This window comes from Micromonospora aurantiaca ATCC 27029, assembly GCF_000145235.1.
Lineage (GTDB): Bacteria > Actinomycetota > Actinomycetes > Mycobacteriales > Micromonosporaceae > Micromonospora > Micromonospora aurantiaca.
In genome coordinates this window covers 6,704,047-6,717,198 of the sequence record NC_014391.1, presented here as the reverse complement: position 1 = coordinate 6,717,198, position 13,152 = coordinate 6,704,047, and the positions used below count along the sequence as shown (strand labels likewise).

At 70.4% G+C, this 13,152-nt stretch carries 10 protein-coding genes; 3 read left to right on the top strand and 7 right to left on the bottom strand.

The features are described from left to right. Nucleotides 1–8 precede the first annotated feature (8 nt). Nucleotides 9–2,714: an ATP-binding protein gene (locus tag MICAU_RS29980; RefSeq protein WP_013289107.1), complete on the bottom strand. Its 2,706-nt coding sequence runs from the start codon at nt 2,712–2,714 to the stop codon at nt 9–11. Nucleotides 2,715–3,891: 1,177 nt separating this feature from the next. Between MICAU_RS29980 and MICAU_RS29975 the strand changes: the two genes are divergently transcribed. After that, nucleotides 3,892–4,959: a polysaccharide deacetylase family protein gene (locus tag MICAU_RS29975; protein ID WP_013289106.1), complete on the top strand. Its 1,068-nt coding sequence runs from the start codon at nt 3,892–3,894 to the stop codon at nt 4,957–4,959. A gap of 108 nt (nt 4,960–5,067) precedes the next feature. Here MICAU_RS29975 and MICAU_RS29970 read toward each other — a convergent pair whose 3' ends face one another. After that, the gene (locus tag MICAU_RS29970; RefSeq protein ID WP_013289105.1) at nt 5,068–5,478 is read right to left on the bottom strand and encodes a RidA family protein; all 411 of its coding nucleotides are present in this window, start codon (nt 5,476–5,478) and stop codon (nt 5,068–5,070) included. Between the two features lie 78 nt (nt 5,479–5,556). Between MICAU_RS29970 and MICAU_RS29965 the strand changes: the two genes are divergently transcribed. Then, nucleotides 5,557–5,934, top strand: coding sequence for a winged helix-turn-helix transcriptional regulator (locus tag MICAU_RS29965; protein WP_013289104.1), 378 nt, complete (start codon nt 5,557–5,559; stop codon nt 5,932–5,934). A 41-nt stretch (nt 5,935–5,975) separates the two neighbouring features. Here the strand turns inward: MICAU_RS29965 and MICAU_RS29960 are convergent, their stop codons facing one another. The 5 genes from MICAU_RS29960 to MICAU_RS29940 form a co-directional block, all read right to left on the bottom strand. Next, entirely contained in the window at nt 5,976–6,611 is a 636-nt protein-coding gene (locus MICAU_RS29960; RefSeq protein ID WP_013289103.1) for an excalibur calcium-binding domain-containing protein, read from the bottom strand. 247 nt (nt 6,612–6,858) lie between these two features. Further along, nucleotides 6,859–7,851, bottom strand: coding sequence for a P1 family peptidase (locus MICAU_RS29955; RefSeq protein ID WP_205413738.1), 993 nt, complete (start codon nt 7,849–7,851; stop codon nt 6,859–6,861). 47 nt (nt 7,852–7,898) lie between these two features. Next, complete coding sequence (locus MICAU_RS29950) at nt 7,899–8,240, bottom strand: DUF1330 domain-containing protein (protein WP_013289101.1); 342 nt, start codon at nt 8,238–8,240, stop codon at nt 7,899–7,901. Between the two features lie 48 nt (nt 8,241–8,288). After that, nucleotides 8,289–8,819 carry a response regulator gene (locus MICAU_RS29945; protein WP_013289100.1) on the bottom strand — a complete coding sequence of 177 codons (531 nt, stop codon included), beginning with the start codon at nt 8,817–8,819 and terminating at the stop codon, nt 8,289–8,291. A gap of 72 nt (nt 8,820–8,891) precedes the next feature. Then, the gene (locus tag MICAU_RS29940; RefSeq protein ID WP_013289099.1) at nt 8,892–9,533 is read right to left on the bottom strand and encodes a class I SAM-dependent DNA methyltransferase; all 642 of its coding nucleotides are present in this window, start codon (nt 9,531–9,533) and stop codon (nt 8,892–8,894) included. 130 nt (nt 9,534–9,663) lie between these two features. Here MICAU_RS29940 and MICAU_RS29935 point away from each other — a divergent pair, with 130 nt between their 5' ends. Then, nucleotides 9,664–13,137 (top strand): NACHT domain-containing protein, encoded by a 3,474-nt coding sequence (locus MICAU_RS29935; RefSeq protein WP_013289098.1) that lies wholly within the window; start codon nt 9,664–9,666, stop codon nt 13,135–13,137. Nucleotides 13,138–13,152: the final 15 nt, after the last annotated feature.

Sequence of the window (13,152 nt, the reverse complement as noted above, 5' to 3'; positions counted from 1 at the left end):
TCCCAGCCTCATCGCGGCGACTCCGAGAGCGCGGCGAGCCGGGACTCTGCCTCGTCGGCGGCGACCGGGTCCAGTTCTCGAAGGAGGTCGACCGCCTCCCGAAGCGCGGTGCGGGCCTCCGGGACACGGTTTAACGTGTTCAGCGCCTCGGACATCTCCAGAAGCGCCGTCGCCTCCCGGCGGGGATACGTCAACTGGGCGTACCGGTCGGCAGCCGACGCAAAGCTGTCCAGCGCGCTGTGCCCGTCCCGGCGGGCGGTGTGCACGCGCCCGAGATCCATGAAGGTGCTCGCCTGGCTGTTGACGTCGGCGGTCGTCAGGAAGAGCCGCAGTGCCTCCTGGCCGCGCCGCAGTGCGCCCTCGTGGTCACCGAGGTCGAACCGCACCGTGCCGAGTCCCCGGAGGGTGCCGGCTTCGCCCAGGACGTCGCCGAGCCGGCGATACGCAGACAGCGCCAACTCGAACAACTCGGTGGCCGTCTGCGGCTCGCCGCTCTCCCGATGCAGCAGTCCGAGCGAGTGCCGGCTGTGAGCGACGCTGAGCGGGTGGCCCGCTGCCTCACTGAGCAAGATCGCTCGCCGCAGGTCAGCCTTCGCGTTCTCCAGGTCGCCGAGCCCACGGCGGGAGCCGGCCAACATGCGGTACACCATGGCCTGGTCGGCAGGGCCGGCGACGCGGCCGGCAGCGACCGCCGCGTACGACAGGTAGCGCTCGGCGTCGGCGTACCGGTGGGTGCGCCACTGGTAGGTCACCAGCGACATGCTCAACAGCCACGTGTACCGGTCCTCCTGCCGGGCATGGGCCCGCCTGATCGCCGCCGTGACGGTGGCATATTCCGCGTGCAGCCAAGCCATCGCCTCTCGCGAAGAGGCCGGCGCGACGACATCGATGTCGTCCGGACCGGCGATGGGCAGCCCGCGATCCGGGGCGAGCGCCCGGTCGCAGGCCCAGGTGTTGCGCAGGAGGAAATCCGAGACCCGGCGGTCGACGCGGTCGTAGTCCTCCGGCCGCATCGCGGCGGTTCGGTCGGCGGCGAAGATCCGTACGAGGTCATGGAAGGCAAACCGGCCGACCGCCGGCTCATCCAGCAGGCTGGCCTCGATCAACTCGTCGATCGCCACGGCCGGCGTGTCTTCGGCGAGACAGCCGACTGCCCGACGGCTGATGGTGGGGCCGGGGTGGACCGCGAGCCGGGCGAAGAGCTCGGCCGCCGGTGCGCTGAGCGTGCCGTAGGAGCTGCTTAGGGCCGCCCGCACGTTCAGCTCGGCGGATCGGTGTCCGAGCGAGTCCAGGCGTGTCCCCTCTTCCCGCAGCGCCGCCGTGATCTCCTCGAGGGCCTCGGGGGGTCTCGAGCGGGCCTGGGCCGCGACGATCGAGAGTGCGAGCGGTAGTCCGCCGCACAGCGCGACGATCTCGCTGACGTGCTCGGCACCGGCCCGCATCCGCGCGGCACCGAGTTTGCTGGCCAGCAGGGCGACCGCGTCCTCGTGACCGAGCGGGCCGAGCCTGACCTCATGGGCGTGCTCGCGGACGATCATCTGCATGAGACGGTCCCGGCTCGTCACGATGGCTACCGACGAGCCGGTGCCGGGCAGCAGCGGCCGCACCTGATGGACGTCACGGGCGTTGTCGAGCAGCACGATGGTCTTGCGGCGCGCGAGCTCCGTGCGGTATTCCGTGCTCATCCCATCGACAGTTGGGGTGCGGGGCCGGACGCCGAGGTCGTTGAGGATCCGGGCCAGGAGCTGGGCCGGCTGCTCCGGAGACCCGTTGGCCGTGTAGCCGTTGAGATCCACGTAGAGCGTGCCGTCTGGGAAGTCGCCCTCCACCGAAGCCGCCCAGTGTTGCGCGAGCTGCGTCTTCCCGACGCCGGCCATCCCGGTGACCACAGCCAGCCCGGTGTTCACCGGGGCGTCCGCCAGCAACGCCTCCGACAAAGCGCTGAGCTCCGCCTGCCGTCCCGCAAGGGGTGCCCGGTGGGGCGGAAGCTGGCGCGGTACGCCAGGTTGCGCCGGCTTGGTGACGGAACGGCGGGTCAGCTGGTCGACGTACCTCTCCAGCTTGGCGTCCGGGGCACCGTGCAGTCTCGTCCACTCCTGGTATCGCTGGCGGACCCGCGACGGGCCGTCTGTGCTGGCAAGGAACCGTAGTTCGAGGCTGAGAAGCGGTTGATCCGCTGGCCACCGACGCAGTGCTGGCCGCAGCTCACGGTTGAAGCCCGACGTGTCGACCTTCAACAGCTCATCGAGGAGGAGGAAGGTGGCGCGCAGGCGGCTCTGATCGAGGCGCTGCCTCTCGTCGCTCAGGTCCGCGCCAGTGATCTCGCCCAGGGGCTCGCCTCTCCATTCGGCGAGGGCGTCGCGCAAGGTGCCGATCCGGTCCGCGCCCTGCCGAAGTCGGGCCAGTTCGAGCTTGTCCTCGAATCGGAAGTAGTCAACAACAGTCCGGTCGACACGGAGGCTGCAATAGCGCCGCTCATTGCTGTCAGGCATGACGTCCGGGAAGTAACTGCGCAGCTTTCGGCAGCACGAACGCACCCTGGTCGGATTGTAGTCGCCCTTTGGCCAGAGGCGGTCCGCGATGTACTCGTGCGATGCGCGTTGCCCGGGCGCGAGCAGAAGGGTTGCCAGGAGGGCGCGGACCTGCATGGACCTGATCTGAATGCGTCGGTCGCCCTCGAAGGCGTGAAAGTCGCCCAAGAGCTCGAACTGCATGTTTCCCTCCCACCGGTTCATTGCGAGCAGGCACTCACGTCACTGCGCTAGGGAAGCTTCTCATCCCCTCTGGCTTACTGCTCACGCTGCGCTCACGCTCCGATTCGTCCGGGCCGGTCGCTGTGGCAGACTTTTGTCGGCAAAGATCACCACAAGCAGGGAACCCCCGTCTGAGGGGATCCTTGGCGCAGTTGCTCATGTCGGAGGAGTGAATCTTGGAAAAGTCTGTGTGCGGTGCCGTTCGGCCCGGCGATCCTGTCCGCCCGATGTCGGGCGGCGGGCCGGGGCGTACCTATCCGCCGCGCAAGCGACGCGGAGCGAGCAAGCCGCCTATCGCTCCCAAGGCGCCGAAGCCCGGGACGCCGCGCAGCCTCGCGCGGCATCGGCGCTACCTCAGCCGGCGGTCCTGGCGGCAGGAGTAGCGAGCGGGGGAGGAGTGCCCTGAGACCAGCCTGGCGCCACTGCCAGCGAGGACATGTCTGAGCCACCCTTCGTCGACCTGGGTGGCTCGGTGCTCGAAGGGCCTCGTCACGCCATATTCGGCTGTAGAAGGACGTGGCCCGCTGCCGGTGGTTACCAGCCGTGATGGTGCTCCGTTGGTGCTCGGATGTTCGGCGCATGACCAGCACGGTTGGAACTAAACCAGCCCAACGCGGCCTGCGCGGCCGCTCCTCACCTTGGAGGATGTCGCACTCTGCGGGCGGCATCGCCCTGACCAGCAGATACTAAGCCACTTGTTTCGGCACGCAGCAGCACTCAGCGATACGCACGAAGTGGCGGTTACGCAGCATAGGGAGCATCTGACGGGTTCGGACTACGGATCAGAAGGTTAGGGGTTCGAGTCCCTTCGGGCGCACAGTACAGGGAGAAGCCCCCGACCAGCCGAAATGGCGAGGTCGGGGGCTTTCTCGTATCCGTCCTCGGCGGGTTCGGCGCGGCTGTGGGAGCCACGGTGGGATCTACTGGCCCCTCGCTGATGCGCGACGGTGAACAGCCGGGCACGGGCCTCGTCAAGGGATTCCGGCACGTCGTCCAGGTACGTACTTCCGGAAAACTTCCGGAAAATCGTTGACGTGCTCGAAACGCCGCTGCAATACTCCGAGCGCCGGCAACATCAATCTCTGTCGATTAAAGCCATGCGTCGTCAGGTGTCACCCGTCCCGAGGAGGACCTGCGCATGTACGCCAGCATCGGCGGCTCCCGCCGCCCGTCCACCCCCCGAACATCGCGTCTCACCGTCCGGTTGGCAGTGCTCGCCTCCACCGTGGCGCTGAGTGCCGCCGGTCTCGCGGTCGCCGCCACTCCGTCCAGCGCCGCCGTCTGCAACGGGTACGTCGGCCTCACCTTCGATGACGGGCCGACCGGCAGCACCAGCGCACTGCTGTCCGTGCTGCGCGCGAACGGCGTACGGGCGACCATGTTCAACGTCGGGCAGAACGTGCAGAGCAACCCGTCCGCCGCGCGGGCCCAGGTCGACGCGGGCATGTGGGTGGCCAACCACAGTTGGAACCACGCGCACATGACCTCGATGAGCCAGAGCCAGATGCAGTCGGACCTCTCCCAGACCAACTCGGCGATCCAGTCGGCGACGGGCGTCCGGCCGCAGTTGTTCCGCCCGCCCTACGGGGAGACCAACTCGACCCTCCAGTCGGTCGCCTCGTCGCTCGGCCTGCGCCAGGTGATCTGGGACGTCGACTCCCAGGACTGGAACGGCGCCAGCGTCGGCCAGATCGTTTCCAACGCCGGCCGCCTCCAGGCCGGCCAGGTGATCCTGATGCACGACGGCATTCAGAACACCCGCGACGCGATTCCGCAGATCATGGCCAACCTGAGCAGCCGCAACCTCTGTCCGGGCATGATTTCACCGAGCACCGGCCGAGCGGTGGCCCCGGACGGCACTCCGCCGCCGACCACTCCGCCGCCGACCGGCACGCCGACCACTCCACCTCCCACCACTCCGCCTCCCAGCGGCGGGTGCACAGCGACGGCGACGACCCCCAACGTCTGGGGTGACCGGTACAACACCTCGGTGACGGTTCAGGGGGCCGGCAACTGGACCGTGGTCGTGGCTCTGACCCCGCCGCAGCGGGTCTCCACCACCTGGAACGGCTCCCCCAGTTGGGACAGCACCGGTTACGTGATGACGATGCGGTCCAACGGCAGCGGCAACACCTTCGGCTTCACCACGATGATGAACGGCAACAGCGGCGCCAGACCCCAGATCCGATCCTGCACCACGGGCTGATCCCGGTGGCCTGCCCAGGCCACCGAAAACGGCTCAGGTGGGTGTGGCCGACCAGGTGCCCCTACGGTGAACTCCAGCTGACCCTGGACCGTAGGGGCACCCCGGCGCTCACTGCGCGATCGCTGTCGCCTCCAACTCCACCAGCACGTCGGGCTCGAACAGGTGGTCGACGCCGATCAGCGACGCCGGCGGAAGCGGCTGCGGGAGCCCGAGCTCCTCGGCGACCGACTCGACCCCGGCCATGAACGGCCCGATCTTCTCGGGCGTCCAGTCGGTGACGTAGAAGGTCAACCGGACCACGTCCTCGAACGACGAGTCTGCGCCGGCGAGGGCGCGGCCGGTGTTGCGCAGTACCTGCGCGACCTGACCGGCCAGGTCTCCGGTGGCGACGGGTGAGCCGTCGTCCAGTCGTGCCACCTGGCCGCTGACGTGGATGTGGCGCGACCCGGTGGCGACTGCCACGTGGTGGTACGGCGTGTGCGGCTGAAGACCGGCAGGGCTGAGACGGGTGACTGACATGTGGGCTCCTCCACTGGGCAACTGAGGTTTACCATTGATACCTAGTTGACGGAGGACACTTCAAGGAGACCTGGTTTCATGAGCGATACCGCCACCCCCGGTGCCGCCGAGCTGCGCATCGACGCACCGCACCGCGAGCTGCTCGATCAGGTGCTGGACAAGTGGTCGCTGAGCGTCCTGAACGAGCTGTGCGAGCGTCCGTGCCGCTTCAACGAGCTGCGCCGCGCGATCCCGGCGGTGACGCAGAAGTCTCTGACGGCGACCCTGCGACGACTGGAACGCAACGGCATCGTGGAACGGCACGTCGTGGCGACGCGCCCGGTCGCTGTCGAGTATCGGATCACCCCGCTGGGCAAGACGCTGCGTGCGCCGGTCGACGTGCTGCTCGAATGGGCCGACGCCCACATGGCGCAGATCGAGCACGCCCGACGGGCGTTCGACGACGAGGTGGAGTGACCACCGGGGCGGCACCGCACGGTCCGCCCCGGCGTCGCGTGTCACTCGCAGACAGTGCCGTCGTTGTCCCGGTCGATGTACCAGTAGTACTCGGGATCCTTGCCCTGCCTGTACGGGCCGTACCCGTTCGCGTTCGCCTCCTTGCAGGTGCCGAAGCGCGGGTCGTTGCCGCCGCCGCCCGAACTGCCGCCGCCGGTGCTTCCGCCGCCGGAGTCACCGTTGCCGCCATCCGGCTCACAGGCCTCGCCGTCGAGGTCACGATCCAGCCCGGTCCGGTACCCCGGCTGGCCGCGCAGCAGCGGCGCCTTGCCGGCTGCGCGTACGGCATCGCAGTTCTTGTAGTAGACGGCGGGCTTCGTGGTCTTGCGCGGGGTCGGCTTCGACGCGGGCTTCGCGGTGGTCGGCGCGGCCGTGGTGGGTGACGGCGACGGCTCGGGCGACACGGTGCTGACCTCGGGCGCGGGGACCGTGGTGGTGGGCGCCGCCACGGTCGGCACCTCCTGGGCGACAGCCTTCTCCGGTGCCTTGTCCGGTTCGGTGGCGGGGCCGGCGGCGATGCCGATGCCGAGCAGCCCGCCGCAGCAGGTGAGGACCGCGACGCCGCTGACGAGGAGCAGCTTGATCGCCGCGGGCTGGCGGCTCCACCACGACGGCCGTGGCGGTGGCGCGAACGGCATGCCGGGCTGATGGGGCGGTGGAGGCGGCGGGCCCTGCCCGTGCCACGGGTTCGGGGGAGGGATTTCGGTCACAGCGGGCAGTGTGGAGCGATGTGTCCGCACGGGAGTGTCGCTGAGCCGACAGACCGGCCCTTACCGGCGCGATAAGCGACGAAGTGGTGGGCAGCTGCCGGAATACCGGCATCGATGCGGCGGATGATCGGACTCGGCCCCTCGCCGAACGGCCGACGGCGAGGGGCGCAGTGGATCAGGCGTACGGCCGGGCCGTGAGCCGTCCCGCCGCCGCCAGCCGCTCGACGGCGGCCCGGTGGGGAACCGCGTGACTCGTACGACCGCCCACACCGGTGGTGGTGACGGCGGTGAACAGCGAGTTGAGCAGCGCCTCCTCCACCGCGTCCAGCACGGCGGCGAAGACCGGATCGATCGCGCCGTCCGGGATCGGCGGCTGGTCCGACGTGGTGAACGCGATCGCGTAGTCGCCGCTCGTGGTGCTGAAGGACGCACCCACCCGGGCCATCGCGAACACCGCCCGGCGGGCGAGCCGCCGGAGCTGGCGCGCGTCCAGCGGTACGTCGGTCGCCACCACGATCATGCACGAGTTGCCGGGTGGTTCGGTCCGGTCGGCGGCCGGGACCAGCTCGTCGACCGGTAGCGGCACGCCGAGTGCGGTGAGGACGCCGCCGAAGTTGGACTGGACCAGCGCGCCGACCGTCCGCGTGCCGCCGTCGGTCCAGACCGTGCGGGACGAGGTGCCGATGCCTGCCTTGTAGCCCAGGGCGGTGGTGCCCGCGCCGGCCCCGACACAGCCCTCGGCGGGAAGCCCGTCGGTCGCCCCCGCGACGGCCGCCAGGACGTGTTCCTCGGTGATCGGGCGGCGGCGGATGTCCGACAGGTGCCCGTCGTTGGTCTCACCGACCAGCGGGTTGAACGACAGCCCGTCCGGCCGGCGCTCCATCAGGTGCCCGAGCAGCGCGTCCGCCGCCCGGAACACCGACAGCGTGGCGGTCAGCACGACCGGAGACTCCAGTACGCCGAGCTCGTCCACCTGGGTCGAGCCGACGAGCTTTCCGTGGCCGTTGCCGGTGTACACCGCCGCGGGCAGCGTCCACCGTCCGGGGCCGAGCCCGCTCGGCACGATCGCTGTCACGCCGGTGTGCAGGTCGGCGCCGTCGTCGACGGTGGTGTGACCCACCAGGACGCCGGGGACATCGGTGATCGCGTTGTGCGGCCCGGTGGGCAGCGACCCGACGACGATCCCCAGGTCGCGGGCGCGCCGGCCAGGCCGGCTCAGGAGGCCGCCGCCCGGATCGCCTGCACGATGCCGGTCGGGGAGTAGTCGTCGGGGACGCCCTCGACCAGGATGATGTCGCCCTCGATGTGCCGCGAGCGCAGCGGCGCGATCTCCTGGTAGGCGGGCGAGTCCCACCAGGCCCGCGCCTCGGCGATGCCCGGGAAGCCGAGCATCACGACGGCTCCGGGCCAGTTGCCCTCCTTCACCTCGTGCGGCGTGGCGTGCACGAGGAAGCGGCCGCCGTGCGGGGCGAGGGTGCCGGGGAGCCGCTCGATGTATTCGGCGATGTCCGGGTGAGGGGCGGCGTCCTGGAGGTGAGCGATGGCGTACGCGGGCATGGTGTCCTTCCGGCCGTCGAACTCCGAACGCCGATCCTGACACAGCGGTCAGCACGCTTTCTCGCCCATTTCGGTGAACTCGTCGAGCGGGACCGTTCGCAGCACCTCCCCGCTGTCGTCGAAGTCGGTGACCAGGACCGAACCCGGCCGCAGCTCGGCCAGTTCGGCGATCCGGAAGTCCACGCCCTCGGTGCGGAAGCTGTTGTCGTGGGTGGCGCCGGAGACCCGGAACGCCGCCTGCCCGTCGGCCACCGGCCCGGGCGGGAAACCCTCAAGGGGTACGAGGGCAGGCGCTGCGGCGTCGCGAGGCACGTCGTACTTCCGCCTCGGCCAGTACGGCCGCTCCGGTGTGGGCGCACCGGGCGAGGCGGACTCCGCCACGGAGGTGAGCACCACGAGGTCGGGCGGCCGGTCCGCGCACCAGGCGAGCGCCGCGTGCGGCCGGCCGTGGGCGTCCACTGTGAGGCCGGTGACGCCCTTCACCTCCGGCGTACAGGAGGTCAGTCCGGCCAGCACGATCAGGGCGGCGGCCGGTGCCGCGACGGCCCGGCGTGTCCTCGTACCCCTTCGTGCGGCCATGCTCCGACGGTGACAGTGCCGTGTCACCCCGCGATCCGCGTTCGGTTGCGGCCTGGTGACGATGGTGCGCGCTCAGGCCCCGGAAGCCACGGCCGCGACGGCGGCGTGCGGGCGGTGGGCGTCGTCCAGGCGCGTCAGACGCTCGACCTCCGCGAACCCCGCCTGCCGCAGCCGCGCGGAGAACTCGTCCACCGGCCAGCGGTACGCGGTGGCGACCTTGTGCTCGAAGGCACCCACCTCGTCACCGACGAAGATGCCGGCCACGAGCGGTCCACCCGGCACGATCGCGCGGCGGAACTCCGCCAGCACGCCGTCGAGGTCCGGTGGCGGGAGGTGGATCAGTGAGTACCAGGCGAGGATGCCGGCGACGGAGTGGTCGGGGACGGCGAGGTCGTCCAGTGACCCGAGCCGGTATGCGCAGTCCGGATGCGTCGCCCGCGCGTGCGCGACGAACTCGGGAACCATGTCGATCCCGGTGGCGTCGACGCCCAGCGAACGGAGATGGTCGGTGAGGTGACCGGGCCCGCATCCCAGGTCGAGCACCGGGCCGGTCCGGACGGTCAGGTGACGGCCGATGAGGGCGAGGTCGTCCGCGTGGACGTGGCCGGTGGTGCCGAACAGTTCGATGTAGAGCGGCGCGATCGTGCCGTACGCCTGCCGTACCCGTGTGTGGTCCACCCGTCGATCATAGAGGTCGGTACGCCTTGGCCGCATTTACCAGATGAATGAGATGAATGAATGGAAAAGTCGTCGCAAAGCCGCCGCCCGGTGAGGAATCGATAGCTTTCCGTCACTGAAGTTTCTATCCTTGAAGAATCCGATCGCCAGCAGCGGAAGGGGCGGCATGCCGCGCCGTTCGAGCCTCAGCTATCGAGATGCGTTACGACTGCTGGCCCCGGGCAGCGCGCGCATCACCGAGACCGACAAGGTCGTCAGCGCGGGGATCCTGGGCGCTGGGGCCCTCTCCCACGGTACGGCGCTCGCGCTGCTCGGCCCGAAGAACGCGCTCATGCAGCTCGTCCGGGACGCCACCGGAAACCAGGCCGGGCGCATCCGGGCAACCGGCGGAAAATCGTATTACGAGCTGCTGGAGGCCAGCCATACCGTGCTGGCCCTCTCCGCGTTCTTCGACGGTTTCCGCGACGAGGTCGGGCCGGGTTTCGACAGGCTGGAACTGACCGACGAGGAGAAGGTCGGCATGGTGCCGGCCGAGCGGCGGCACCACACGCTTCCGCAGGAGATCGACGGCGGCTACTTCCCGCTGCCCTCCTCCGTGCACGGCATGGACGACACCCGGCGGGACGTCGAGGCCGCGTACGTCAAGCTCTACGACGCCACCATCGCCTTCTGCGAGGGTCTCGCCGCCTGGCCGTCGGTGCGGCGCGGGCTCGACCTCACGTCGATGCGCTCCCGCGTGGTGGGCCGGGCCATGTGGCACTACGAGGACCGCTTCGACCGGCTCGCCGCGGACCTCCCCGAGTTCGGGTTCCGGATGATCCGGCAGGCGATCGAGCACAACCTGATCGACAACCGGAAGCTCACCACCGAGGTCTCGGCCCGGCTGGACGCGCTGGCGCAGCTCTACCGCAACCTGGACGAGCTGTCCGGTCCGGTGGCCGCCGACCGGCCCGACCTGCTCCGCGAGTCGCTCGACCGGCTCACCGGGTCGCTGGCGGCGGTGTTCCGGCAGCCGCTGCTGCGGATCAAGGACGTCGACTTCCACCTGCGGCTGCCGAACGTGGACAGCGGGTTCATCAGCCCCGACTTCCGGGCCGCCGAGTACGGCAAGCACACGTCACCGGAGCGGGAGCACTGGTGGGAGGACCAGCCGCGCCGGGGTGACCTCGTCGGGTTCCTCTCCGAGTATCTGACCGACCCGGCGAGCCTGCACCGTCCGCTGCTGCTCCTCGGCCAGCCGGGCGCCGGCAAGACGCTGCTGACCCGGGTGATCGCGGCCCGGCTGCCGGCGAGCCGGTTCACCGCGATAGTGGTGCCGCTGCGCCGGATGTCCGGGGACACGTCGCCGACCGAGCAGATCGAGGCCGCGATCGAGCAGGTGATGGACGAGCGCATCCGCTGGGCGGACCTGCGCCGGGCCACCCAGCACACCACCGTCGTGGTGATCTTCGACGGGTTCGACGAACTCGTCCAGGTCACCGGCACGGCCCACTCCCAGTACATCGACCGGGTGGCCGAGTTCCAGGAGACCCAGTGGGATCTGGGCTACTCGGTCATCCCGATCATCACGTCGCGGATCCTGGTGATGGACCGCGCCAGCGTGCCGCAGGGCACAGTGCTGGTCCGGCTGGAGGATCTGACCGACGCCCAGGTGACGGCCTGGCTGACCGCCGTGAACGCGGCAAACGAGGACCGGCCCGGCTACCGCCGGCTGTCCGCCCGGGAGCTGCTGTCCCACGGCGAGCTGGCCCGTCAGCCGTTGCTGCTCACGCTGCTGGCGATCTACTACAACGAGCACTGGGCCGACCGCCGTCCCGGCGCCGCCATCTCCCGATCCGACCTGTTCACCGGCCTGCTCACCGCGTTCATCAGGCGGCAGGTGAGCGAGAAGGCACCGACCGCCCTCGCGAACCACGAGCGGGAGGCCCGCGAACACCAGCTCCGGCGCGACCTGGCGATCACCGCGTTCGCCATGTTCAACCGCAACCGGGAACTGGTGAACCGGGCCGCGCTCCGTCTCGACCTGGACTGCTTCGGCTCCGGGCCCGGAGACGGCTCGCGCTTCGAACTCGGCGACGTGCTCGGCCCGGAACAGCTGGTCACCGCCGCGTTCTTCGTGGTGTACGGCCCGGACGACGTGCAGGGCGAGGACGCCCGACGCACGTACGAGTTCCTGCACACCACGATCGGCGACTTCCTGATCGCCGAGTACGTCATCGGGGCGCTGCGGAGCCTGGCCGTGCTGCGCCGGCACACCCGCAGCCCGGCCGGCTTCGGCTACCAGCTGGACACCGGCCAGTTCCGGGCGCTGCTCTCCCACCAGCCGCTGGTGAAGCGCGAGGCGGTGGTGGGCTTCGCCCGGGAGCTCGCCTCCCGCCACCCGGAGGAGCTGGACGGGATCGTGGAGACCATCGCCGGCCTGCTGGCCGAGGCCCGGCAGCGGACCAACCTGGCCGGCGTGGACGGCTACCGGCCCGCGCCGTACGACCCGGTGCGGCTGCTCGCCGCGTACACCGCCAACCTGGTCGCCCTCGCCGCGCTGGTGTCGCCGGACGGCGTACGCCACACCGATCTGATGGACGAGGCGACCTGGGTGTCCACGGTCCGGCTGTGGCGGGCGGGACTGGACGAGAAGGGCCAGCTCGCGATGATCAGCTGGCTCGGCCGGGACGCCGACGGCCGGATCATCGCCGAGCGGCGGCGCGAAGGCCGGGGCGAGACGGTGAACGTGGCGGCCGAGGAGGCGCGGCTGCTCGGCGACATCACCACCTACGGCCAGTTGCAGGCGGGCGCGCGGACGTGGCGCGGCCAGCAGCCGGACAGCTTCGAGGCCGGCCGGTTCCACGCCGACCTGGTGTCGCTGGCCACCCGCCGCTGGCCGGTGCCGTCCCTGCACCAGCTCATCCTGTACGACGAGCGCAGCTACCGGCGCCTGTGGGCGCGCGCCGTCGAGTCACCGGAGGCGGTGTCCAGCACGAGCGCCACTGTCCTGCTGGAATGCCTCGCCGAGGACGGCGCGCAGTTGCCCCGCGAGGTGGTGTGCGGGCTGACCCGGGTGGCGTTGAGCCGGCTGCCCGACTCGCCGACCGCGCCGCCCGAACTGATCATCTCGTGCCCGTACCTGATCGACGAGTTCCCGGAGCTGGTCGACTCGCTCGGCACGACCGACGACCACGCGGTGCTGCACGCGCTCATCCTGCGGCACGGGCTCCACCGGCTGCCGCAGCGGTACGTGCCCCGGGTCCGCCGGGTGCTCGCCGACATCGAGGACCGGCTCGCGGAGCTGCCGCTGGAGGACGGCGTGGTGTCGGCCGAGATGGCCGAGCAGTTCGCCGCCGCCCGGGTCGACAACCGCACCGCGCTGTGGCTGCTGATGGCGTTGAGCGAGTACGCCGAACTGGCCTGGCCGAAGATCCCGCCGAAGACGATGCACGCCCTGCTCGCGCACCGGCTGCCGGACGAGTTCCTCGACGAGGCGAGCCTGTGCCGGCTGCTCCTGGACTACCTGCGGGCCTACGACCGGGTGCCGGCCGAGGTCTCGCTGGCATCAGCCCTCGACACGCTGCGCGTCCTCGCAGCATCCGACCAGTCCGATCACACCGGGCGGACCGGCCAGATCCCGGCCGCCGGGGCGGTCTGACCACGCCACCCGTAC